This is a genomic window from Leptolyngbya sp. NIES-2104, from assembly GCF_001485215.1.
Classification (GTDB): domain Bacteria; phylum Cyanobacteriota; class Cyanobacteriia; order Leptolyngbyales; family Leptolyngbyaceae; genus Leptolyngbya.
Genome location: NZ_BBWW01000001.1, coordinates 118,999 through 143,810, shown reverse-complemented (window position 1 = coordinate 143,810; position 24,812 = coordinate 118,999). Strand labels below are relative to the sequence as shown.

The following is a 24,812-nucleotide window of genomic DNA, read 5'->3' as shown; positions in this document are numbered from 1 at the left end:
ATTACAGAAAACAGAGTAGACACTCAGCTTTCTGTAACCGAATGCAACAAAAAACAGCGGGTTTCTTATCAATTTGTGTCAGATACCTCCCGAAATGCGCTTTATGTATACGTTTTCTGGTAAAAACACAAATGTAGATTAAATACATTTCGCGATCGTGAAGCCAAGAACATCGCTTTACAAAGCGTTACATTCTTCCGCTTAGTTCGCTGGTTGTTTTAAGAAGAGAACACGCAATAAAGGAGTCTGAGCGAATGTTCACTCACGTCAAGCCCACCGTTCGACACATTGTGCCTGAAAACTTGGCAGGACGGTCTTTATTAAAGGTGGTCTATGTCGTGTTGGAGCCACAATATCAAAGTGCGCTCTCCGCCGCCGTACGATCGATTAACGCCAACCATCCCAATGTGGCAGTCGAAATTAGTGGGTATCTGATTGAAGAACTCCGCAACCCGGAGAACTACGAAGCCTTCCAGAAAGATGTGTCTGAAGCAAACATCTTTATTGCTTCTTTGATCTTTCTCGAAGACTTGGCAGAAAAAGTAGTTGCCGCTGTTGAACCGCACCGCGATCGCTTAGATGCTGCGGTTGTGTTCCCATCGATGCCGCAAGTGATGCGACTCAATAAGCTGGGTAGCTTCTCGATGGCGCAGTTGGGACAGTCAAAAAGCGCGATCGCGCAGTTCATGAAGAAGCGCAAGGAAAACTCCGGTGCTGGCTTCCAAGACGCGATGCTGAAACTGCTGAACACACTGCCGAAAGTCCTGAAATATCTACCAATGGACAAAGCGCAGGATGCCCGGAACTTTATGCTGAGCTTCCAGTACTGGCTGGGCGGCAATGCTGAAAACCTGGAAAATTTCCTGCTCATGTTGGCGGATAAATACGTCTTCAAAGGCGACATTACTGGCGCAGTTCAAGAGCCGCAAGTTTATCCAGATCTCGGAATCTGGCATCCGATGGCTCCGACCATGTTCGAGGATCTCAAGGAGTATCTGAACTGGTTTAACTCGCGCAAGGACATTCCAGAAGATATGCGCGATCCGCTGGTTCCAACGGTCGGAATTGTGCTGCAAAGAACGCACTTAGTCACAGGCGATGATGCTCACTACGTTGCAATGGTGCAGGAAATCGAAGCAATGGGAGCGCGGGTCATCCCGGTGTTCGCAGGTGGTTTAGATTTCTCGAAGCCCGTCGATGCGTTCTTCTATGACCCGATCGCAACTTCAACCCCGATCGTGGATGTGGTTGTTTCGCTCACTGGATTTGCGCTCGTGGGCGGTCCGGCACGTCAAGATCACCCGAAAGCGATCGAGTCGCTTCGCCGTTTGAATCGCCCGTATATGGTGGCACTGCCGCTGGTGTTCCAAACGACCGAAGAATGGCAAGATAGCGAACTCGGTTTGCACCCGATTCAAGTCGCGTTACAGATTGCATTGCCGGAATTAGATGGTGCGATCGAGCCGATTATTGTTTCCGGTCGCGATGGTGCAACTGGAAAAGCGATCGCACTTCAAGATCGGGTTGAAGCGATCGCTCAACGTGCTCTGAAGTGGGCAAATCTCCGCCGCAAGCCAAAACTTCACAAACGAGTAGCAATCACCGTTTTCAGCTTCCCACCGGATAAAGGAAACGTGGGAACGGCAGCTTATCTCGATGTGTTCGGCTCCATCTACAAAGCAATGGAAGCTCTGAAGCAAAACGGCTACGATGTACAGGATTTACCTGAATCGGCTGAAGCGTTGATGCTGGAAGTGCTGCATGATGCTCGCGCTCAGTACAACAGCCCGGAATTGAACATTGCTTACAAAATGTCGGTTCCAGAATATGAAGAACTGACTCCGTATCATGAACGCTTGATTCCCTCTTGGGGTCCGGCTCCGGGACATTTGAACACCGATGGACAAAATCTATTGGTGTACGGAAAAACGTTCGGGAATGTGTTTATCGGGGTTCAGCCAACCTTCGGATATGAAGGCGATCCGATGCGGTTGTTGTTCTCTCGATCGGCAAGTCCCCACCACGGTTTCGCAGCGTACTACACCTATCTAGAAAAAATCTGGAAAACCGATGCTGTACTGCACTTCGGAACACACGGATCGCTAGAATTCATGCCCGGTAAACAGATCGGAATGTCCGAAGAATGCTATCCCGATAGCTTGATCGGTACAATTCCAAACCTGTATTACTACGCAGCGAACAACCCATCGGAAGCAACGATCGCAAAACGCCGCTCTTACGCTGAAACGATCAGTTACCTCACTCCTCCCGCTGAAAATGCTGGACTGTACAAAGGTCTAAAAGAACTGAGCGAATTAGTTGGCTCGTATCAAACGCTGAAAGATTCCGGTCGCGGTGTTCAAATCGTTGACACGATCATGGATAAAGCGCGGATTTGCAACCTTGACAAAGATATTGCTTTCCCAGACAACGCAAGCCAACTGACGCAAGAAGAACGAGACACGATCGTTGGAAAGGTCTACATCAAACTGATGGAGATCGAATCGCGATTGTTACCGTGTGGACTGCACGTCATTGGTAAGCCACCCTCCGCCGATGAAGCGATCGCAACTCTGGTGAACATTGCCAGCCTCGATCGACCTGAAGAAGAAATGCTGAGCTTGCCTCGGATTATTGCAAATGGTTTGAACCGTGACATTGATGAAATTTTCCAACAGAGCGATCGAGGAATTCTCGACGATGTGCAACTGTTAAACGACATCAATCAAGCCACTCGTGCAGCAGTAACCGCAATGGTGAAAGCACAAATCGATCAAGATGGTCGCGTTTCTAGAACTTCGATGTTAAGCAATCTGTTTAACTTCGGAGGTAAGAAGGAGCCTTGGATCGAAGCACTTCAGGAAGCAGGTTATCCGAATGTCGATCAAGAAGCGATGAAACCGCTGATGGAGTTCTTACAGTTCTGCTTAAAGCAAGTTGTAGCGGATAACGAACTCGGCGCACTGTTAACGGCATTAGAAGGCGAATACATTATTCCCGGTCCTGGTGGCGATCCGATTCGGAACCCGGATGTACTGCCGACAGGAAAGAACATTCACGCACTCGATCCACAATCAATTCCGACAGCTGCCGCTGTTAAATCTGCGAAAATCGTGGTCGATCGCTTAATCGCCCGTCAATGTGCAGAGAATGGTGGCGCGTATCCAGAAACGATCGCTTGCGTCCTCTGGGGAACCGACAACATCAAAACCTATGGTGAATCGCTGGCACAGATTCTCTGGATGGTCGGTGTTCGTCCAATGCCTGATTCGCTCGGACGGATTAACAAGCTCGAACTGATTGCGCTCGAAGAATTGGGCAGACCTCGAATCGATGTCGTGGTGAACTGTTCCGGTGTGTTCCGTGACTTGTTTATTAACCAAATGGCATTGCTCGATCGAGCGATCAAAATGGCAGCCGAAGCCGAAGAGCCGCTCGAAATGAACTTCGTCCGCAAACACGCAATGAAGCAAGCAGATGAACTCGGTATCAACCTGCGTCAAGCGGCAACCCGCGTCTTCTCGAATGCTTCCGGCTCGTACTCCTCGAACATCAACTTAGCGGTTGAGAATGGCACCTGGGAAAACGAAGAGGAACTGCAAAATATGTACCTCGCCCGTAAAGGGTTCGCCTTCTCATCAGACAATCCCGGCATGATGGAACAAAACGAACAGCTTTTCCGCGCCTCGCTGAAAACTGCTGATATGACCTTCCAAAACCTTGATTCGTCTGAAATCTCGTTGACTGATGTTTCTCACTACTACGATTCCGACCCGACCAAGATCGTGTCCCGCCTCCGCGACGATGGCAAAATGCCCGCGTCATACATGGCAGACACAACCACCGCAAACGCTCAGATCCGTACCCTGTCTGAAACCGTTCGCCTTGATGCCCGTACCAAGATGCTCAATCCCAAATGGTACGAAGGCATGTTGAGCCACGGATACGAAGGAGTCCGCGAACTGTCGAAGCGATTGGTCAACACGATGGGTTGGTCAGCTACCGCGAACGCAGTTGACAACTGGGTTTACGAAGACACGAACACCACCTTCTTCAAAGATGAGGAAATGTGTAAGCGTCTGTTGGATCTCAATCCGAACTCGTTTCGTAAGATGGTGACGACCCTGCTTGAAGCGAATGGTCGCGGCTATTGGGAAACGAGCGAGGAAAATCTCGATCGACTCCGCGAACTCTACCAAGAAGTCGAAGACCGCATCGAAGGTGTGGAATAGTTCCGAGGTTTAGATCGAGTTAACGAGAGGGCGTAATGCCCTCTTTTTTTATCGAGCGTTGTGCCTGCCAGGAAGTAGGAAATTACAGAATGGATAAGATGGCGAACTACCGCCAAATCATTCGGAAGATTCTAGAGGTGGTCTGTTGGTATTCAAAGTTAAGGAATTTGAGCATAGCTCGATCGTAGGTTATGCCTGTAGTAGCGATCGCGCTCTTTGCTGTCATGGACTCTAATGGAACTCAAAGATCGGGAAGTGAATGATTCTCGATCGAATCGGCATAACTCCTTTTCTCAGGGTGTTATCCGGTTTAGAATCGAGATAAATCCTAAAAGAAGGGGAATTATGCCGATTCTACGCGGCATAATTCCGATTGGGGACATATTCTGCTGGTTGAGAGATGTATTATCGGTAGAAATAATAGTTATACGGCTTGATTTATCAGTCTTGGCAGAGGTTCAAAAGATGTCTGTAGATGTTCCGGATTAAGTTTAGTTTTTACGTATAGGAGTGCGATACGGTTGATGAGAAGGGTTATACTGCCTTAACGATTAAGATCAATTGATGTCCAGCATGAGGAAAGCTGACCGTCTTTTTCAACTGGTGAATCTTATCAGATCCCACCAACCCATTACAGCAGAACAACTCGCTGAACGAGTTGGTGTTTCTGCGCGTACAATTTACCGATATATCGACGATCTTTCAGTGAGTGGTATTCCAGTCTACGGTGAGCCTGGTGTCGGTTATGCTCTGGATGAAGATTTTGAGTTACCGCCGCTCACTTTAACTCATGATGAAATTGCCGCTCTGATGTTGGGTGTTGAAATGCTGTCGCGATCGACTGGGACTGATTTGGAGGCAGCAGCAAAAACGCTTCTCAGCAAAATTGGAGCAGTGTTGCCACCACACAGTTTTGATCCAACTCGCGCATCTATTCGAGCATTAGGTAATCTTTTGAATGACCAAAGCTTAAGGTATTGGAACGATCTTTATCGAGCCATTCAACAGCAGAAAGCCGTCAGAATCGAGTACATGAGCCTGAATGAGCAACTGTCTCAGAGAATCATCTTCCCGTTGGGACTATTCTGCTGGGGCAGTAAATGGACGGTTGGAACATGGTGTACGCTCAGAAAAACCTATAGAGATTTCCGCATTGATCGCATTCAAGATCTTGATTTCGCTTTAGATTTTGAATTTTCAAGTCAAGCAATTAATCTTGATACATATACAGAATTTCAACTTGAGAGAATAAAATTATCTGGATTCCAGCCACTGACATAACGCTGTCAGGAGCAGAGTTCTATGTTGGAAAGCATCCAATAACTTGTGATGGAGTCGATTTTGCCATGTTTGAGATGTTTCCTAACTTTTGGACTCCTGTGTTGCCTGTTGCTGAAATTGGGACAGTTCCCATTGCAGTTGAATTAGCGGGCGAATCACTCGTTCTATTTCGGAGTTCGTCTGGTCAGTTTGCAGCGTTTCTGGATCGCTGTCCTCATCGCGGTGCGCCGCTTTCACACGGACAAGTAACAGCCGACGGTTGCCTTGAATGTCCCTATCATGGCTGGAAGTTTGCCTCGAATGGCGATTGCGTTCAGGTTCCCTTCAACTCACTCAACCCAAATCACCTTTCCAAACTGTCGATCGTGAGCTTTCCGGTCAGAGTGATAGCAGGCATGCTCTGGATTTTTACAGGAACCGAAGATGTGCCAGAACCAGAGTTGCCGTCGAGCTTATTAGAGTCCGAGGATCGCTATGTAATTCACCATGAGATCTGGAATGCTCATTGGACACAGGCAGTTGATATTTCGCTGGATTATCTGCATCTTCCTTTTGTTCATCGAAATTCATTTGGTGGCGAGCTAAATGACGCAGCACACAAAGATGCGATCGCCCAAATCAGTGTTGCTTCAACAGCAGATGGGATGACGGTTACTAATCGGCTCAATACCTTATCCTCTGGAACTGAAATTGACTGGCATCAGCCGAATAATATCGTTTTAAACCTAGACGGAATGCCTCTTCTTCCCCATTTCTTTGCCATTCCGATTAACACTCAGCAAATGCGATTTATGCAGGTTCTTCTACCCAACCCTGGGATCGATCGGAGTAACTTCGATTTTGCTGAGTTTTTTGCAGCATCCGACGACGATCGGACTATGGTTGAGTCACAAATCGGTGAAGTTCCCAATGTAAACGAAGGATATAATGTGCCTACTGATGAACCCTCACTGAGATTTCGTCGTTGGTACTACCGCGCAGTGAAAAATGAGAGAACAGAAGCTACTCAAGACACGAGTGCTGGTAGATGATATTCAGCGGCGACAGCCGTATGACAATCCGCTTGGAGCGGACGTTCAGAGTCTTTTCATCTAGCGTTTAAGTTCTCTCATCGTCGCTCAACCGGAACGTTATACGGCTTAAATTTTTAGTGAGGACATACGGAGAAGTTACCTGTCAGATTCAAAATCAACCATTGTTTTGGCGATCTCGATTGCGAAGTCAGACAAGATTGTTAGCATCTGGAAACAAGAGAAATAGACAAGGTAATTTTGATGAGCCAGGATTTTTCATTCACTCCTTTTCCAGACCTTGAGACAAAACGGCTTTGGCTTCGACAGGCGACCCAGGAGGATACTGAGGCTGTGTTTGCTGTGTTTTCCGATCCTAAGGTAACTCGATTCCATGACCTTGATACATTCACCCATCTTGATGAAGCAATTGGGGTAATTGAGCGATGGGTGAGGAGTTTTGAAAATGGGCGCAGGATACGTTGGGGGATTGCTCGTAAACAAGACAACTATCTAATTGGCTCCTGTGGATTCAGATGGGATGAAGAAGTAAATGCTGCTGTGGTCGGTTACGAGCTTGCCAGCGAGTTTTGGAGACAAGGCATCATGAGTGAGGCTTTACATGCCATTCTGCAATATGGGTTTGGACGCAGAGGAATGCAATTTGTTATTGCAGAAATCATGCTAGAAAATGTCGCTTCTAGAAGTCTGTTGGAAAAGTTAGGCTTTCAGAGCCGGGGAGTACTGAAGGAGCGTGGTTTTTGGAAAGGAGAGCATCACGATTTGGAACAGTTTAAGTTGACGAGAAGCGAATTCACAGCCGTATAACAATCGTGTTGCAGCGGAACTATCAGCTTTTTCGTTGAGTTCGAGAGGTTATCTAAGTCCGCTGAACACGACCGTTAGTTCACTAAGTATCTTGGTAGCTCTCTCGTCCTCTCGCTTAAGTTCCTCTTCTGTTCTCCTCTCTGGAGCATACTTAGTGTTCTGTATTCTTTTCATTTCCTCCTCTATCTCCTCTCGCTCTTTCGGCGTTTTCCTTGCCATCTCTCTTGCAGACGCTTCCTCTCGGTCTTGCTGATCTTTCCTGCTTATCTCTCTTTCCATATCTTCTAATTGCTTCTGCACCTTGTCAGGCAATTTAACTTCATTCTTGCTTAAATCGTTGTCTGAGTTTTGTGTCATTAGTTTCGCTTCACCAGTCATAGTGCGGTTTGCAGTTGAAAGAGCTAGAGAGCAATCCAACCGTATCCAAAGCAATCGCCATGGGTAAAACTAGATTAACTGATCTCAGAATTCGTTCAGGAAATTCTGGTTCAATATCAGCAGTGGGCAGCAGGCGTTCAGCAATGCGTGTCTTTTGACGAGGAACGCGATCGTTACTTCTGGTTTCATGTGGGTTGGGATGGCAAGCGTCGGGATTTTGAAAAAAAGCGATCGCACAACATGATCGCTTTCTCTCAATTATTTCCCAGTCTCGATCGTCACTTCTGCCGACATTCCAGGTGTGATCGCTTGCTCGAATCCTCGAACACTTTCACGATCGAACACGACCCGAACCGGAATCCGCTGCACGACCTTGGTAAAGTTTCCGGTCGCATTATCTGGCGGCAATAACGCAAACTGAGCACCCGAAGCCGGAGAAATACTCTCAACTCGTCCAGTAAAAGTGTGATGCGGGAACGAATCGAGCTTAATCTCAGCCTTCTCACCTGGGCGCATATTCTCTAACTGCGTCTCTTTGAAATTCGCAGTCACCCAATACTGATCATCCACGATCGCTACCAACGGAGTTCCAGGCTGCACCTGCTGACCGACTTGCACATTCTTCCGTCCGATGCGTCCACTCACCGGAGCCGCGATCGAGGTGTAAGCTAACTGCTGAGCCGCATTCTTAAGAGCAGCCTGAGCTTGATTAATCGCAGCTTGAGCCGTTTGATAATCGGCGCGGCTGACTTCGGTTTGAACACCTTTTGCTTGTGCTTGTTCAATCCCACCTTGAGACGTATTTAATCCCGATTCTGCATTCGCCACTGCTTGTTGAGCCTGAGCTACTTTTGCCTGAGCTTGACGAACTCCCTGAGAAGCGGCATCTCTTTGTGCGCGTGCCACTTCATACGCTTGACGAGCACTATCGAGATCGCGCTGAGACACTGCACCTGAATTGAACAGCGATCGATAGCGATTGAAGTCTGCTTGAGTTTTTTGTAAGGTCGCATTGGCTTGATCGAGCGCAGCTTGGGCAGCGGGAACTCCAGCTTGAGCTTCGGACACTTGAGCTTGAGCCGATGCGATCGCAGCTTGTGCCTGTCCAATTCCACCTTGTGCCTGACTATTCGCGGCTTCAGCATTCTTAGCAGACAACGCAATATTCACTTGAGCCGATGCTGCTTTACGTTGTGCTGCTTCTAAATCGGCTTGAGCTTGAGAGAGTTTAAGCTGATAATCGCGCTGATCTAATTGAATCAAAGGCTGTCCAGATTTTACTTCTTGGTTATCTTCGACATACACCTGATCGACGGTTCCTGAAATGCGTGAGCCGACCGGGTGAATATTGCCAGTGACGGTCGCGTTATCGGTTGATTGATGGGTCGAAGCGAATTGCCAGTAGTTGTAGCCGAATGCGCTTGCTGCGATCGCACCCCCGACTCCTAAGCCTGCCAGCGCTATCTTCAACCCTTTGCGATTCTTTGGAGCTTTGGGAGTCTCGATCGCGGGCTGAGCTTGAACGGGTGCAGATTGGGGTTGGGCAACGGAAGCTTGTCGGGTTTCGATCACCTCCGTAACTTCAGGTTGACGACCATTTAATGAAGCGGCTTTCATGGCAAATCTCTCAGTGAATCGATGGAACAGGTCGAATAACGCAAATAAATATTTAGTACGCTAACTTTTTTAACTACACTCATCATACTGAATATTTGTTTAGCGCACGTACTATTTTAGGCAGAGAAAGCCGAATTTTTCAGGCGGTTGTTCTCACTCATTTGAGTTAAATCAGCACCAAGACTCAACAGAGAGTGGAAACTTTGGTAAAGTTCCTATAGCTTTTGAGATATCTGTCGCATGGACGAGCCTTTTAATCCGAATCGTCCTGAACTCATTTCACGCCTCCGCGCTTTTCAAACACAAGTTCAGGACTTTCAGCAGACGATCGATGAATTTCCCCAACCGATCCAATCTTCGATCGGGCGATCGCTCTCTACGATTCTGATGCAACTCGAAGCAGTACTCAATCCCCAAGCCGCCCCACTTTTTATTGCCACTCATGCAACCGAGGATCATTGGTCAGCCCTGAGTCATTGTTTACCGTTTGGTATTTTTAGCTGTGATGTTCAGGGACGATGTATTTACACGAATCCGCGCTGTGAAGAAATTCTCGGACATCCACTCGAAGAAAGTTTAGGCGATCGCTGGATGAGTTATGTGCATCCGGACGATCGCGATCGAGTCATTCCTGCTTGGATCGAGGATGCCAAAGCCGGACGACCTCACACCGATCAATTTCGGATCATTACTTCTAAAGAAGAAATTCGCTGGCTTTATACCCGAACAGCTCCGATGTTTTCAGCAGAAGGAAAACTGATTGGACATACAGGAACGATCGAAGATATTACTAGTCAAAAACTAGCAGAAGAGCAAATTAAATCTTCTTTGCTAGAGAAAGAAGCGTTGCTCAAAGAGATTCATCATCGGGTCAAAAATAACCTGCAAATTATTTCGAGCTTGATTTATTTGCAGGCGCAACGAATTGATGATCCGAAAGTGCGACAAATCTTTGAAGATAGCCAAAGTCGAATTAGTTCAATGGCATTGGTTCATGACAGCTTGTATCGCTCTCAAGACTTTGCGCGAGTCAACTTATCCGAATACGTACAAACTCTGACATCGAGCTTATTTCATACCTATCGAATTCAGTCTGATACGGTTCATTTATCGGTTCGCGTTGATCCCGGTGTCATCGTGAGTCTCGAAAAAGCCATTCCTTGCGGTCTGATTCTAAACGAACTGATGACGAATGCTTTGAAACATGGATTTATGGACGAAGAAACTGGCGAAGTAACCGTCACCCTGATTAATCAAATCTCGCAAGTTTGTTTGATCGTGGAGAACGATGGAAAAAACCTTCCTGAAAGTTTCGAGCTACAAAAAATTCGATCGATGGGATTGCGCCTCGTGAATGCCTTAGTCGATCAACTTAACGGCAAAGTTACTGTTGAGAAAGCCCAAAAAACTCGATTTAAAGTGAGTTTTGATTGCGCTTAAATCTTTGCTTAAAAAATCGCAACATCTCGTACAATGATGGGGGTTATTGAGCGATTGAGACGTTGAGAACAGCAAGAATTCTGATTGTCGAAGATGAAAGTGTCGTGGCTTGGCATGTGCAGGAAGCGTTGCACACGCTTGGACATCAGGTTGTCGCGATCGCGAATAGTGCCCGTCAAGCGATTCAAATTGCGACGAATCAGCGCCCGGATCTCGTTCTGATGGATATCTGTTTACAAGGGAAAAACGACGGCGTTTCTGCGGCAGAATATCTTTATTTGAAGTTAAACTTGCCTGTTGTCTATCTCACGGCTCATGCAGATGAATATACGCTTCGACGAGCTACTGAGACATCTCCCTTTGGGTATGTGGTAAAACCGTTTCAAGAAGCCGTCTTGCAGTCTGCAATTCAAGTCGCTTTGCGTCGTCACCAAATGGAAGTTGCGCTTAAAGACACGCAGCAGTGGTACGCCACAACATTAGTCAGTATCGGTGATGCAACGATCGCAACCGATGTCGATGGGTTTATTACGTTTATGAATCCGGCAGCCGAATTCTTCACAGGCTGGACGCAAGAAGAAGCTTTGGGAGAATTTGCCGGACGTGTGTTAGATCTGATTGATGAAGAAACAAGAGCCGCGATCGACAACCCGATTCTGGCGGCTTTGTGCCAGGGTGATACAATTACTCTGCCTGATCGTGCCGTTTTACGATCACGAGATGGGACGGAACGACCTGTAGGCGACAGTGCTTCCCCGATTCGCAACCGAGACGGAGAGATTATTGGTGGCGTTATGGTGTTTCAGGATATGAGCGATCGCCGCCAGCGCGAATCGAGTTTAGATGCCCAACGACAAATTCTAGAAACGACGCAATCGCTCCTTTGTGCCCAACTCAAGGAGCGCACCGAGCAGCTTCAGTTCGCGATCGGGATCGATCGTCTCCGTCAACGCGTCTTTGATCGCTGTGATGCGGATCGAACTGAGGTTCTCTCCTGGATGCTCGAAGAAATCGGTCATACTTTGAAACTCGATTACAGTTGGATTGCGCTACATGATCCGACTTCGACAGTTTCAACGATCGTGGCAGAATTCAATTCACCTGAAGCAGAACCTCGATCGCTGATTCGTCGCACGATCGAGCTTTCAAAGTTTTCACCGTTCTATCTACGCCTGTTTCAGCGTCAATGCTGGATTTGCCCAGAGGCAGACATTTTACCGCCGCTCTATGTCGCTCAGTCTCAGGTGATTATCTGCCCGATTCAAGGTGAGTCTGGTACGGTTGGCGAATTCGGATTGATTTTACCGAACTATCCGCGCTGGAGTGGCTTTCAGGCAGACGCGATCGCTCAATTGGTCAGCCAAGCACTCCGAGCCTATCAATCCGCTCAACAGATCCAAACGTTTCGAGCCGAAATCACAGAGCTACAGCATCTCAAAGCGCTGCAAAAAGATTTTATCGAAGCGCTCTCACACGAATTGCGAACGCCTTTAACAAATATGCGAATGGCGATCGAGCTAATGCAGAAAATCGCGCTTTCTCTTGATGATCCTGAAGCTCCAAATCCTCAAGTTGAACGACTAGAGCGATACCTAAAGATTCTCCAACAGGAATGGCACGAAGAATACAGCTTGGTGAATGATTTACTAGCGTTCCAGAATGCGTCGAGCGGTTCGGAAGCAATTCCACTGAGCGAAGTTCGGATTCACGACTGGTTGACGGTGACGATCGAGCGATTTGCAAATCAAACTGCGATCGCGGTTCAGCTTGAGTTATCGACCGAACCGATGCCGAAGCTATGGGTGCATATACCGACCTTGGAGAAAACGATCGTTCAACTGCTCACGCATCTGAATCACGCCGATCCAGAGTTACCGATTCAACTCCGAACCTTCATCAATTCACACAATTTTTGTATCTCTGTGTGCTGTCTCGCGAATGCTGAGGAAGTGTTGCCGAGGCGAAAACAGAACGTTTCAAATCTGCGATTAGCATTGTTGCGCCGATATGCAATGGATCTGAATGCAACAGTCACGATCGAGCAACACTCTGGGACAACGGTTTTAACACTAAACTTACCAATTAGAGCAAGCTAAGGAGCTTGAGTTAATTCTTCGGCTAAAGCACAAGTCAATGAGGGATTGATATGCAAGCAACAGAGCAAGTTCATCACTTGGATGCGGAGACGGCTAAGGCTTTTCTGGAGAAGTTGCCGCGCCATATTCGAGAGGCGTTTTATGCACGTGCGGCGGAGATCGAGTATCCGATCGAGGCGGTGCTAGAGTCAGCGATCGCGGCTTCGCTTGATCCTGATGCGCTGAGCTTCATCGATTGTAAGCCTGAATCATTGAGTTAATTGAAGAATCAGAAAATGAAGCTAGAACAGTTGCAACAATGGGCGCAATCGCAGATTGATAACTCGGCTTTTTCAGAAGGTAGACCGGATATTGGGGTTTCTGTGTTGCAGTTAGTCGATGAGCTTGAACGATTGCAGGATCACGCTAAGGAACTTGAGGCAAAGTTATCGATCGCTTCAACTTCCAAGTCCTAGAGTTTGAGTTGTGGTTACTAATGGATCGCGCTTTCCAGTCGCTCACCTCCGAATCCAGGCGATGAGAAGAACGATCGCAACGCCAACGCAGAACCAGAGGAACTGTTTGACGTTGTTCAGAGTGCAACGATTGGGTTGAAGGTTAAGCGACGTTGGGAAGCACTTCGATGTGAACTGTCATTCCTGCACGAGTCAGCATGATGATGAGTTGATCGATCGGAAATTGGGCGATTTTGCCTTGCAGGAGCGCTTGGATGGTTTCGGGAGATTCTTCTAGGTTCTGAGTTGCTTGATTGATGTCCCAGTTGCGCGATCGGATTAAGTTTCTCAGAGTCAGCATCAAATCGGCTCGAATGCGAAGTGCTTCGGCTTCTTGAGGGGGAAATCCGAGATCGGTGAAGACGTTGGGCGATCCCATCTCAACTTTGTTAGTCATGGTTAAGCTCCTCTAGAGTTTGACGGTATTGCACCATTTGCTGATAGCGTTGCTGTCCAAGTTTGATATTCTTCTGCGCTGTTTTTTGGGTCTTTTTCTGAAAGGCGTGAAGGATGTAAATGGCTTCTGCAAATTTAGCGACGTAAAAAACACGATATTGATCTTCTGTGCGAACTCGGATTTCTTGAGTGCCTTGACCGACGATCGCCATCGGTTTGAAGTCGGAGGTTCTTCGCCTTGCTGGACTGCTCGAAGCGCGAATCCGGCTTCTCTTCGGGCATCGTCGGGAAAAGATTGGATTTCTTCGCGAGATGCACCGATCCAGTAAATGGGTTTATCGGTCACGATCGAGGGTGCTGCGGTCTAGAGGTTCTAATAGTGTACTGCGATCGCGCTTTCCAGTCGCTTACTTCCGGAGCCATGAGATGAGAAGAGCGATCGCATTAATTCAAGATGCTCTAGGGTTCCATGCGGGCGAAGTGGTCTTGTAAGAGTTTGTGGATGAAGCGGTAGCGACCGCCGATGCGCTGGAGAAACATGCGCTCTGTGGCGTAGTTGAGGAAGCGGGCATAGTTCCAGGGGATGGCACGGGTGAGGAAGAGGATGAAGCGGAGAGAGAAATGCTGAACGCAGGCTAGCCCACCGACTTTCATTGAGCTTGCGAACACTACAAATAGATTAAACGACAAAATGAAATGGAGAGATGAATACCGATTAGAGCCAAAAAGTATCATTGGGAAGGTTAAAAATACGAACACGCAAACTGCATTCCTTGCTGAGTTCCAGATACCTTGGTTAGGCTGAACTCGCGTCTCAATATCTGCTTTCAGCGCTTCAACCAGCCCACCAGTAATACCATCGATAAATCCAACGATCAGCCCAAAAACTAGTCCGGATATCAGTCCAGCTACCAAACTAGCAATCAGTCCGATAATCAGTCTGTCACTGAGTACAAAAAACAGTCCATGACCCAGCCCTACAATCAGTCCGATACTTATTCCAATAATCAGTCCTCTCCTTACCCCAACAACCACTCCTCCAATCAGGCTATCGAGAAATTGCTTACGCACGATACGCTTAAAAGATAATTGAATTTTCTCGACAGTCTGAATTTGGTTCAACTTTCCGATTAGCCCAAAGCTCACTCCACCCATTAACCCAAAATATAATCCGGTAATCGAACTATTGATTACATCAGAAGTTAGCCCATCGCTCGTCAGTTCAATCAATCCACCAACTAATCCAAAGGTTATTCCGTAAGTTAAGCCACAGCTTAATTCGCTAACTAACCAGTATGCCCAGAATCGATAGCGATTTCCTAACCAAGAAGGCTGTATCTGCTCAATCAAAAACTCCGTTCTAGAATCTTTCTGTAGCTGTTCTGCTAACTTCACTAACCATTGACGAGTTTGTCGTGGCGATGGTTGTTTCTCCCGATAAAATTTTGTGCGAATCGTCCGATGTAACATCTGCTCAACATAGCCATCTAGCAGAAACGTTAGTCGTTCCTGAGTTGAGCTAGAGATCTGCCATTGTTCTGCAAGTTCTGATCGATAAGCGACCAACGTAATGCTTAACAATAGCGGCTGTCGCACCAGATCTAGTAGTTCAACATCCGTATTCAATACTTGCCAAAGTGCCAATCGATCGACCCTCTCCAAATAATTCTCAATCTGTTCATTGCTCAGTTCTTGCAGATAAATTGCACCATTCAGATTCAGCTTTTCAAGATACAGTTCGTATTCCTCGCGCCGACTACACAGAACCATCGCTCTCGGTTGCTCCTCTCCACCTAACCACTGATTAATTGCTTTCACACACTCAGATTGAAGATCCGATCGCACTTCATCCAACCCATCCAACAACGGCAACAGCTTTTGTTCTGCAAACCATTTCGCGCTCAGCTTCGAGCCGACTCCTTTCGTGGTCAATTCAGAGATCGCCCAATCTCTAATACTTTGCTTCGGATCTTTCCAAGACGACAAATTGAGCAAAAACGGCATCGGTGCGATCGGATCATCGATCGCTCTTTTCACCAAAGCTTGCGCCAACTCCAAAAGCGTTGTTGTCTTTCCTGCTCCCGGCTTTCCCAAAATCAACAACTTGCCTGCAATGTCTTTGCGATCGAACACTGTCAAAATCTCGGCTTCTGGTGCGATCGCTTCCGTCGCTTGAGCGGTTTTCACCTCCATATCCCACAATCGCCGCACCTGATCCGGCTGTACCTCTTTGCCCAAATTGATCAAAATCTGATTGTGCAGCGAAGTCGCTAACCGCCCTTCGACTTCATCGCTAAACGCTTTGAGCCATTTCAATTCGCGATCGGGGCGTTGTCTTGCTCCTGCAACATAGACATCTCTCGCGTTCTCAATATTGATTTGATCGCGCCCTTCATTGTCGTATCGTCGCGTCATGAATTAGCCACCGATTTTAGGATCGCCCGTGATGTTCCCAATGTTAATTTGATCACGCCCGTAGTTGTTGTACTGTCGCTCTGAATTGTTTTGAACATTTGTGATCTGCTCAGCAATCTGTTGCAGAGTTTGAGCAAAAGCAATATCCTCCATCTCATCGTCTAGATAGACCGATAATTTATTCAGCGCTTCAGGTGACTGCTCTTTTTCAATCTTCTCGATCGCACTTTCCGCTTTCTGATTCCCCTTAAATCGGTGCTTAATCGTCGATCGCAATTGCTCGATCGCACCTCCGACCGCTTTTTTTGCAACCTCTCCCGCCCCAGACTTCACAAACTCATCGAATGCGATTTTCGCGATCGCTGCCCCAGTCACTTCCAACATCAGCCGCACCAAGAGAATTCCACTTTTCTTGTAGCTTATTCTTCCGCTCCCGTGTGCCAGTTCCCGAAAGATTACAGAAATCATTTGAAGAACGGTGACAATTAACGCACTGCCCCCCAACATCGCGACCTTGATCCCCAACATCGCGATCCTGACCCTCAACACCGCAATTTTTCTCGTAAGTTCCGCAATCTTGATCCTCAACCTAACGACCCTGACCCTCAACATCGCGACTTTCTCAGCAAAAATACTGCCTCGCCTGATTGCGATGCGGAAAATCCTGAAGCTCGATCGACAATCTTCTTGAAAACAACACACCTTTTTGCGCGATCTACCCATCCAAATCACGTGCCACAAAAGACAAACTAGCACTAGAAACGTATTGCAAAGGGGCATCCCACAATGGCACGTGCACAACGCACTTCTCGCGTTCTCGATAAAGGTCAAGTTCAACTCTTAAAGTTCCGATCCGTTGATCCCAAAATGGATTTCGGCAACGATCGCAGCATTACAACTTTAGCGAAACAGATTGAACAATTGAATACGCAACTGATTGACTACAACAACACCCTCGCACAAGTCGATGCCAAAAAACTGCGTCTAGATGAGATGGAAAAAACCATGAACGATCTGATGGATCAGTTGATGAACGGCGTTTGCGGAAAATATGGCAATGACAGCCGTGAATTTGAAATGGCAGGCGGGATTCGGAAAAGTGATCGAGTTCGCAAAAGCGCTCAAGCCCGCAGCAAAACCCTGACTAGCGTTCGCTAATCACGATTTCAACCCAACAAAAATCCGACCCCCTAAACTAAGCTTAAGAGGTCGGATTTTTTGTTGAGGTGCATTTAGTTATCGAACGGCAGGAGCAGGAACGGCTTGAGCCGCGATCGTCTCTTCTTTTCGATTTGCCAAGGTTGGCACTTCATCCCGCAAACGTGCTGTTAATTGCAGCGTTTTCGAGTCATAAATTTGGGTTAGCATCTTCGGATAGAAGCCGATCCCAATAATCGGCACGAGCAGCGAAGCGATGATAAACACTTCACGCGGCTCTGCATCGATCAGGTTTTCGTGCGAGGTCAATTCTTTGTTTTCAGGACCGTAGAAGATCTCACGCAGCATCGAGAGTAGATAAATCGGAGTCAGAATTACACCGATCGCAGCTAAACCAACCACAATCACGCGGAAGGTCAAGCTATAAGCATCACTGGTGGCAAATCCAACGAACACCATCAGTTCTGCAACAAATCCACTCATGCCAGGAAGCGCCAACGATGCCAACGAGCAAGCGGTAAACATCGAGAAGATTTTCGGCATTTGCTTACCGACACCGCCCATTTCATCGAGCATCAGCGTGTGAGTTCGATCGTACGTCGCACCCACAAGGAAGAACAAACTCGCACCGATCAAACCATGTGACACCATTTGCAAGACTGCACCACTCAAACCGAGGTCGGTAAACGATGCGATCCCGATGAGAACGAAGCCCATGTGTGAGATCGATGAGTAAGCGATCTTGCGTTTGAGGTTGCGCTGAGCAAAAGACGTTAGCGCAGCGTAGATGATGTTGACGACACCCAGGATTACGAGGGCTGGAGCGACGATCGCATGAGCCGCAGGAAGCATTTCCGCATTCATCCGAATCAGCGCATAGCCGCCCATCTTTAGAAGAATTCCAGCTAGCAGCATATGTACGGGAGCAGTCGCCTCACCGTGAGCATCCGGTAGCCAAGTGTGCAGCGGAATAATCGGCAACTTCACCGCATAAGCGATCAAGAATCCAGTGTAAATCCACAACTGAAAATTCAGCGGAAAGTCTCGATGCGCCAAGGTTTGCATATCAAACGTTGGGCTGTCGCCATAAAACGCCATTGCCAACGCAGCCACTAAAATAAACAGTGAACCGCCTGCGGTGTAAAGAATAAACTTGGTTGCCGCATACAAGCGTTTTTTTCCACCCCAGATCGAGAGCAGAAAATAGATGGGAACCAGTTCAAGCTCCCACGATAGGAAGAACAGCAGCATATCCTGAACGGCAAATACGGCAATCTGTCCGCCGTACATGACCAGCATCAAGAAGTAAAACAACCTGGGCTTGAAGGTCACGGGCCAAGCCGCCAAAATTGCCAGCGTTGTAATAAATCCCGTCAGAATCACGAGCGGCATCGACAAGCCATCGACTCCAACCGACCAGTTGAGATCGATTTGAGGAACCCAGGCGTAACGCTCCACCAACTGCAATTCGGGATTAGAAAAATCGTACTGCGTGTAGAAGGTATAAACAATTAACAGAAAATCGATCAGACCGACAATGAGCGAATACCACCGAACGGTTTTACCGTCTTTGTCGGGGAGAAAGGGAATGGCGATCGAAGCCACGATCGGAAACAAAATGATCGTAGTCAGCCAAGGAAAATTCTCGAACATACTTCTTTTAAGCTTTGCTTATGGATGCGGTGAAAATAGTCAGATTTGGAACAATCCGATCCTAGACGGCTATTTTTGAAATCTAGCTGGCGTTAAACCATTATTAATAGATTAATCAGCAAAGGGTGAGGTCGCCCCCACCCTTAAAGCTGAATCAGGTCACACCAGAGAAGACCACCAAGCCTAGAACCGCGACGAAAATAATCAGCGCATAGAATTGAGCGCGACCGTTTTCAAAGTATTTCAGTCCTTCACCAGTCAGCAGTGTGACTAACCCCGCAAGGTTCACCACACCGTCAACGACTTTGGAATCGACTTCCAAGACTTGACGCGCTAAACGACGGCTCCCTTGAACGAAAACTTCGTTGTAGATTTCATCGATGTACCATTTGTTCTTCGAGAGTTGGTACAGCGAAGGGATTTTTTCTGCGATCGCGCTCGGATCAATCTTGCCGCGAAGATACATGAACGATGCCAGCGTGATCCCAATCAAAGCGATCCCCACCGAGTTACCGCCCATGATCAGGAACTCGTTCAAGCTTTCTTCACCCGCTTCCGCTGCCACTTGTACAGCTTCATTCGGCGCATGGATGAAATGCTCAAAGTAGTTCGCAAATGGTGTCCCGACTAAACCAATCAGCATCGACGGCACAGCCAGAACCATCAGCGGTAGCGTCATTGCGATCGGAGATTCGTGCGGCTCGTGGCTGTGATGTTCATCGTGTCCGGGATCGACCGCTTCACCAATCTCCATCGTCAATTCACGCGGGTCCATTGCGCCCGGACCAAATGCCAATCCTGCCGCTTGAAGCTGTTCGTTTTTAATCGATCGCTTCACGTCTGCATTCGTGCCTCGGAATGACCCTTCAAACGTGCTGAAGTACATTCGGAACATATAAAAGGCAGTGATACCAGCCGTTCCCCAAGCGATCGCCCACATGACCGGATTCACGGCAAAGGTCGATCCCAAAATTTCATCCTTCGACCAGAAACCTGCAAACGGTGGAATTCCACAGATCGCCAACGTTCCAATCAAGAATGTCGTCGCGGTCACGGGCATATATTTCCGCAATCCGCCCATCATTCTCATGTCTTGGGCATACACCGGATCATGTCCGACCACGGCTTCCATTCCATGAATGACCGATCCCGATCCCAAGAACAACATCGCCTTGAAGTAAGCGTGCGTCATCAGGTGGAACAGTCCAGCGCTATAGGCTCCTACGCCCATTGCCATCACCATGTATCCAAGCTGCGACATCGTGGAATACGCCAGACCTTTCTTGATGTCGTTTTGCGTAATCGCGATCGAAGCCCCTAAAAACGCCGTAAAGCATCCTGTCCAAGCAATGACATCCATCACCACCGGAATGCCCTCAAACACCGGAAACATCCGCGCAATCAAGAACACACCCGCCGCCACCATCGTCGCCGCGTGAATCAGTGCCGAAATCGGAGTCGGACCTTCCATCGCATCCGGCAACCAAACGTGGAGCGGAAACTGCGCCGATTTTGCCACCGGACCCAAAAACACCAAAATCGCGAACAATGCCGCAATTCCGCCGCTCAGTGATCCCGTCGCCACCATATCCTGAAGCCGCTCCCCGATTTCCCCGAAGTCAAAGCTCCGAGTCGCCCAGTACAGCCCCAAAATCCCCAGCAGCAACCCAAAGTCACCCACTCGGTTCGTGACAAACGCTTTTTGGCACGCATCCGCCGCCGCCTTCCGGTAAAACCAGAACCCGATCAGCAAATACGAACACATCCCCACGAGTTCCCAGAAGATATAGACCTGGACGAGATTCGGACTGATCACCAAGCCCAACATCGAGGAACTAAAGAGGCTCAAATAAGCATAAAAACGTACATAGCCCGGATCATGCGACATGTAGCCATCGGTGTAGATCATCACCAAGAAAGCCACCGTCGTCACAATCACGAGCATGAGCGAAGACAGGGGATCAATGATGTATCCCATCGTCAGACGGAAATCTCCGGCTGCTGCCCACTCGATCGATTGTGTAAAGGGTTCGTGCCCTTGATACTGGCTCCAGAAAATCGCGAACGCATAGGTCATCGTCGCGCCCATAATCGACACGATGAAAGTAGAATTCGCTTTTCTGAGCTTGTTGACATCCTTGTTGAATGTGATCAGCCCTAGACCCACGAGCATCGCTCCCGCCAACGGCAGGACTGGGATGAGCCAGGCGTACTGATATATCGGTTCCATCACTCGCGCCTAAAGTTAAGAGTTCGTTACATTACCAGAGTAGTCAATTTCGGCAATCCTGGTGCATTCTCGATTCAAAGGATTTAACTTTGAATTTCTTTATGAGTCTCTATGATCCAGGATTTCCAATTTGTTTATAGACAACATCTGCAATAAGTAGGGAAAAAGAGTCTGTTTCTCTTAACAATTCAACACAAAAAAGAGGCAGCTTGTATTCTATACAGCAGAAGTTAGACGTGCAGAACGTGCGATCGCGGATTCTACCTGTCGCAAGAATGAACTTTAAATATCTCCGCGCCATTTCGATTTTGGAGGCTCGGTCTGCGCCAGTAGCTTGCCTTGCGAAATCACATACTGCACCGTAGCGCGACGACGAATCGCATCGTACTTGTCGATCGCATCTAACACAATGAGATTCGCAGGCTTGCCAACTTCGACACCGTACCGATCCTCAATGTTCAAAGTTTTCGCGCCACCCCAAGTCACCATGTTGTAACAGGCATCAATCTCAGCCGTTCCAGTCATTTGACAAACGTGAACCGCCATTGATGCCACATCGAGCATATTTCCGGTACCTAGCGAGTACCAAGGATCTTGAACACAATCATGTCCTAAGCTCACGTTCATTCCTTGCTGCCAGAGTTCTTTCACTCGCGTGACACCGCGCCGTTTGGGATAAGTATCAGTCCGACCTTGCAGCGTAATGTTAATCAACGGATTTGAAATGAAATTAAGCTGAGTGCGTTTGAGAAATCCAAGCAATTTGAACGCATACGCATTGTTATAAGAACCGAATGCAGTCGTGTGACTCGCCGTGACTTTTGAACCCATTCCGGTACGAATTGCACAAGCAGCAACGACTTCTAGAAAGCGAGATTGATCGTCATCGATTTCATCACAGTGAATATCAATTAAGCGATCGTACTTCTGCGCCAGTTCAAAAATGCGATTGACCGATCGCACTCCATCTTCGCGAGTCAGTTCATAGTGCGGAATTCCTCCAACGACATCCGCCCCCAATCGCATCGCTTCTTCCATCAATTCGTCATTCTTCGCCCCGCCGTAAATGCCATCTTGCGGAAATGCAACCACTTGCAAAGTGATCCAATCTTTCACTTCTTCACGGACTTCGAGCAGCGCTTTGAGGGCGGTCAAACTTGCCTCACTCACATCCGCATGACTTCGCACAAAAAGAACCCCCTGCAACGCCTGCTGTTTTAGCGTCTCGATCGCTCTTTGTTTCACGTCATCTAGCGAGAGGTTTTGCTTGCGTTCTCGCCAAATCTCGATTCCTTCAAACAGAGTGCCGCTTTGGTTCCATCGGGGTTCACCTGCGGTCAGGGCGGAATCTAAATGAATGTGCGATTCGACAAACGGAGGGCTGACTAGATGCCCTTGGATTTCTAGTTCCATCTCCGCTGTCGCTGCGATCGATAAGCGAGGGGCAATCTCAACAATCTCACCTGCATGAATCGCAACATCCACTCGTTCAGAAACATCAGAGGAGCGAAGTAGCTGACAGTCACGAAGCAGAAGGTCATAGTTCGGCATAATCCCAGCACCGCAAAGATCTTCTCCTCACTGTATCGGATTTGATCTGACTCAAAAGGTGCCCAATTGTGCAAATTTTCAGAAACTCGGTTGTTAGCCGTAAATCGATCTGTGATTGCGTTCCCAAGCGGATGAAGTGCTAACAACTGAACCTGAAACGTTTTAGCAAGCTTGATCGATCAAAGGTTCAATCCAGGGTTGAAACTGATCTCGTCGGAAAATCTGAGCGCGACGGTGAGAATCAAACCGGACAAGGCTCGGTAGTCCATACTGTCGAATACAATCTCGAATCCAGGAGGCAACGCCTTGGTTGGCTTCGGGTGCCATTTCTGCCTGGAAGAATCCGTACATTAACACCAGATGACTATGTGAGAACAGTGGAGCGTCTTGTTCAATCAGTCGGGTCAAAGTCGTTCGGGGCACATCTTCGCGCTGGTGATTGGAATAATTTCGGTGAGCCGTTTGGTTTTTTTGAGACATTTTGTGAGGCATAAAACTCCTTACGATCGAATATAAAAAATCGCCAAACAACTCCTTACGATCAGAAACCGGGTCGCGAATGGAGTTCGTTGGCTAAGGGTTAGGTGCAATTTCGTCAAGATGTAAAGCTTCCTATCTTGATAGTATTCCCTTTTATAAAAAACTGCAAATGTTTACAAATCCGTATCGATTTTTTGTGTTTTTCAGCACAAAAGTGTGTTATTTCAAATTGTGAGAAGTTCTGTAAAAAATTGCGCGATCGCGCTTCGTCTGGTAGTTACACTACAAAGCTGGGCAGCGGATCTGATAAGTTAACTTGTGACTTTAATTCAGCCAGTGGTGAACTAATGACGGTCGAATATCGGGCAGGTCTAGAAGGGATTCCTGCAACGCAATCCAGCATAAGTTTTGTAGATGGACAGAAGGGGATTCTGGAATATCGTGGCATTCCAATTCAGGAATTGGCGATGCAGCCGGGAAATACTTTCTTGGAAACCGCCTACCTTCTGATTTGGAACGAACTGCCGAACCGGGAAGCCTTGGCAGAGTTTGAGCATGAGATCCAGTTTCATCGCCGCTTGAAGTACCGCATTCGCGACATGATGAAGTGTTTCCCCGAAAGCGGTCATCCGATGGACGCGCTACAGGCTTGCGCGGCGGCGTTGGGACTGTTTTACTCGAAACGGGCACTGGATGATCCGAGTTACATTCGGGAGGCAGTGGTGCGGATTCTGGCAAAGATTCCGACGATGGTGGCAGCGTTTCAACTGATGCGGAAGGGAAATGATCCGGTGCAGCCGCGGGATGATTTGAGTTACGGGGCGAATTTTCTCTATATGCTGAGCGAAGAGGAACCTGATCCGATCGCAGCTCGAATTTTCGATATCAGTCTGACGCTTCATGCAGAGCACACGATCAATGCCTCTACATTTTCTGCAATGGTGACGGCTTCGACGTTGACCGATCCGTATGCGGTGATTGCGTCTGCGGTCGGAACGTTGGCGGGTCCGCTTCACGGTGGGGCAAGTGAAGAAGTGATCAATATGCTCGAAGAGATTGGCTCCGTGGAAAACGTGCGACCGTTTCTAGAAGATCGTCTCACCCGAAAAGATAAAATCATGGGCTTTGGACACCGGGTTTATAAAGTCAAAGACCCTAGAGCGATTATTCTGCAACAACTCGCTGAGCAACTGTTTGAAAAGTTTGGTCAAGACAAGTACTACGACATCGCGGTTGAACTGGAAAAAGCAGTCGAAGAGAAACTGGGACACAAGGGAATTTACCCGAACGTCGATTTTTACTCCGGCTTGGTCTACAGAAAGTTAGGCATTCCGACCGATCTGTTTACGCCTGTGTTTGCGATTTCGCGGGCTGCGGGCTGGTTAGCACATTGGAAAGAACAACTCGCCGAAAACCGCATCTTCCGTCCGACACAGATCTACACAGGGCTTCACAATTCTCCTTACATTCCCATTGAAAAACGATAATGAAGATTTCATAAGCCGGAATGATGGGTTAGACCCCCCTTGTGATTTCTTCGATCCCTTGCAACT

Annotated in this window: 21 protein-coding genes and 1 pseudogene; 12 read left to right on the top strand and 10 right to left on the bottom strand. The window is 47.8% G+C overall.

The window, feature by feature from the left end; translation table 11 throughout:
• Positions 1-254 precede the first annotated feature (254 nt).
• The 4 genes from NIES2104_RS00760 (at position 255) to NIES2104_RS00740 (ending at position 7,351) form a co-directional block, all read left to right on the top strand.
• On the top strand, positions 255-4,232 hold the full coding sequence (locus NIES2104_RS00760; protein ID WP_058994820.1) for a magnesium chelatase subunit H: 3,978 nt from the start codon (positions 255-257) through the stop codon (positions 4,230-4,232).
• A gap of 564 nt (positions 4,233-4,796) precedes the next feature.
• Positions 4,797-5,513 (top strand): YafY family protein, encoded by a 717-nt coding sequence (locus NIES2104_RS00750; protein WP_339375050.1) that lies wholly within the window; start codon positions 4,797-4,799, stop codon positions 5,511-5,513.
• Between the two features lie 65 nt (positions 5,514-5,578).
• Positions 5,579-6,544, top strand: coding sequence for an aromatic ring-hydroxylating dioxygenase subunit alpha (locus NIES2104_RS00745; RefSeq protein WP_058994815.1), 966 nt, complete (start codon positions 5,579-5,581; stop codon positions 6,542-6,544).
• Positions 6,545-6,787: 243 nt separating this feature from the next.
• Positions 6,788-7,351, top strand: a complete 564-nt coding sequence (locus NIES2104_RS00740) for a GNAT family N-acetyltransferase (RefSeq protein ID WP_058994813.1) — start codon at positions 6,788-6,790, stop codon at positions 7,349-7,351.
• A 48-nt stretch (positions 7,352-7,399) separates the two neighbouring features.
• Here the strand turns inward: NIES2104_RS00740 and NIES2104_RS00735 are convergent, their stop codons facing one another.
• On the bottom strand, positions 7,400-7,729 hold the full coding sequence (locus NIES2104_RS00735; RefSeq protein ID WP_058994811.1) for a hypothetical protein: 330 nt from the start codon (positions 7,727-7,729) through the stop codon (positions 7,400-7,402).
• Positions 7,730-7,807: 78 nt separating this feature from the next.
• Here NIES2104_RS00735 and NIES2104_RS31205 point away from each other — a divergent pair.
• Positions 7,808-7,933 (top strand): annotated as a pseudogene (locus tag NIES2104_RS31205) (element excision factor XisI family protein); the annotation flags it as partial.
• A 54-nt stretch (positions 7,934-7,987) separates the two neighbouring features.
• Here the strand turns inward: NIES2104_RS31205 and NIES2104_RS00730 are convergent.
• Positions 7,988-9,346, bottom strand: a complete 1,359-nt coding sequence (locus tag NIES2104_RS00730; protein WP_058994809.1) for an HlyD family secretion protein — start codon at positions 9,344-9,346, stop codon at positions 7,988-7,990.
• 240 nt (positions 9,347-9,586) lie between these two features.
• On the opposite strand from NIES2104_RS00730, the gene NIES2104_RS00725 reads away from it, so the two are divergent.
• The 4 genes from NIES2104_RS00725 (at position 9,587) to NIES2104_RS00710 (ending at position 13,337) form a co-directional block, all read left to right on the top strand.
• The gene (locus tag NIES2104_RS00725) at positions 9,587-10,786 is read left to right on the top strand and encodes a sensor histidine kinase (protein WP_058994807.1); all 1,200 of its coding nucleotides are present in this window, start codon (positions 9,587-9,589) and stop codon (positions 10,784-10,786) included.
• A gap of 62 nt (positions 10,787-10,848) precedes the next feature.
• A complete protein-coding gene (locus NIES2104_RS00720) occupies positions 10,849-12,882 on the top strand; it encodes a response regulator (protein WP_058994806.1) in 2,034 nt (677 codons plus the stop codon).
• Positions 12,883-12,932: 50 nt separating this feature from the next.
• Complete coding sequence (locus NIES2104_RS00715; RefSeq protein ID WP_058994805.1) at positions 12,933-13,142, top strand: hypothetical protein; 210 nt, start codon at positions 12,933-12,935, stop codon at positions 13,140-13,142.
• Positions 13,143-13,157: 15 nt separating this feature from the next.
• Positions 13,158-13,337, top strand: coding sequence for a hypothetical protein (locus NIES2104_RS00710; RefSeq protein WP_058994804.1), 180 nt, complete (start codon positions 13,158-13,160; stop codon positions 13,335-13,337).
• A 142-nt stretch (positions 13,338-13,479) separates the two neighbouring features.
• Here the strand turns inward: NIES2104_RS00710 and NIES2104_RS00705 are convergent, their stop codons facing one another.
• Together NIES2104_RS00705 and NIES2104_RS33210 are read right to left on the bottom strand one after the other, a co-directional pair.
• On the bottom strand, positions 13,480-13,773 hold the full coding sequence (locus NIES2104_RS00705; RefSeq protein ID WP_058994802.1) for a helix-turn-helix domain-containing protein: 294 nt from the start codon (positions 13,771-13,773) through the stop codon (positions 13,480-13,482).
• Positions 13,766-13,984 carry a type II toxin-antitoxin system RelE/ParE family toxin gene (locus NIES2104_RS33210; RefSeq protein ID WP_263970877.1) on the bottom strand — a complete coding sequence of 73 codons (219 nt, stop codon included), beginning with the start codon at positions 13,982-13,984 and terminating at the stop codon, positions 13,766-13,768. The genes NIES2104_RS00705 and NIES2104_RS33210 overlap by 8 nt, the downstream gene beginning before the upstream one ends.
• A 142-nt stretch (positions 13,985-14,126) precedes the next feature.
• Between NIES2104_RS33210 and NIES2104_RS32150 the strand changes: the two genes are divergently transcribed.
• Complete coding sequence (locus tag NIES2104_RS32150) at positions 14,127-14,264, top strand: hypothetical protein (RefSeq protein WP_192843543.1); 138 nt, start codon at positions 14,127-14,129, stop codon at positions 14,262-14,264.
• Here NIES2104_RS32150 and NIES2104_RS00695 read toward each other — a convergent pair.
• Complete coding sequence (locus NIES2104_RS00695) at positions 14,232-16,187, bottom strand: NACHT domain-containing NTPase (protein WP_058994800.1); 1,956 nt, start codon at positions 16,185-16,187, stop codon at positions 14,232-14,234. The genes NIES2104_RS32150 and NIES2104_RS00695 overlap by 33 nt on opposite strands.
• Positions 16,188-16,190: 3 nt before the next feature.
• Positions 16,191-16,715, bottom strand: coding sequence for a hypothetical protein (locus NIES2104_RS00690; RefSeq protein WP_058994798.1), 525 nt, complete (start codon positions 16,713-16,715; stop codon positions 16,191-16,193).
• A gap of 258 nt (positions 16,716-16,973) precedes the next feature.
• Here NIES2104_RS00690 and NIES2104_RS00685 point away from each other — a divergent pair, with 258 nt between their 5' ends.
• A complete protein-coding gene (locus NIES2104_RS00685; RefSeq protein ID WP_058994797.1) occupies positions 16,974-17,345 on the top strand; it encodes a hypothetical protein in 372 nt (123 codons plus the stop codon).
• Between the two features lie 78 nt (positions 17,346-17,423).
• On the opposite strand, the gene NIES2104_RS00680 is transcribed toward NIES2104_RS00685, so the two are convergent.
• The 4 genes from NIES2104_RS00680 to NIES2104_RS00665 form a co-directional block, all read right to left on the bottom strand.
• Positions 17,424-18,998: an NAD(P)H-quinone oxidoreductase subunit 4 gene (locus NIES2104_RS00680; protein ID WP_058994795.1), complete on the bottom strand. Its 1,575-nt coding sequence runs from the start codon at positions 18,996-18,998 to the stop codon at positions 17,424-17,426.
• Positions 18,999-19,152: 154 nt separating this feature from the next.
• A complete protein-coding gene (locus NIES2104_RS00675; RefSeq protein WP_058994793.1) occupies positions 19,153-21,228 on the bottom strand; it encodes an NAD(P)H-quinone oxidoreductase subunit 5 in 2,076 nt (691 codons plus the stop codon).
• A gap of 282 nt (positions 21,229-21,510) precedes the next feature.
• Positions 21,511-22,779, bottom strand: coding sequence for a cytosine deaminase (codA, locus tag NIES2104_RS00670; protein ID WP_058994791.1), 1,269 nt, complete (start codon positions 22,777-22,779; stop codon positions 21,511-21,513).
• Between the two features lie 162 nt (positions 22,780-22,941).
• Positions 22,942-23,259 (bottom strand): hypothetical protein, encoded by a 318-nt coding sequence (locus tag NIES2104_RS00665; protein ID WP_058994789.1) that lies wholly within the window; start codon positions 23,257-23,259, stop codon positions 22,942-22,944.
• A gap of 347 nt (positions 23,260-23,606) precedes the next feature.
• On the opposite strand from NIES2104_RS00665, the gene NIES2104_RS00660 reads away from it, so the two are divergent.
• Positions 23,607-24,746 carry a citrate synthase gene (locus NIES2104_RS00660; RefSeq protein WP_058994787.1) on the top strand — a complete coding sequence of 380 codons (1,140 nt, stop codon included), beginning with the start codon at positions 23,607-23,609 and terminating at the stop codon, positions 24,744-24,746.
• Positions 24,747-24,812 lie beyond the last annotated feature (66 nt).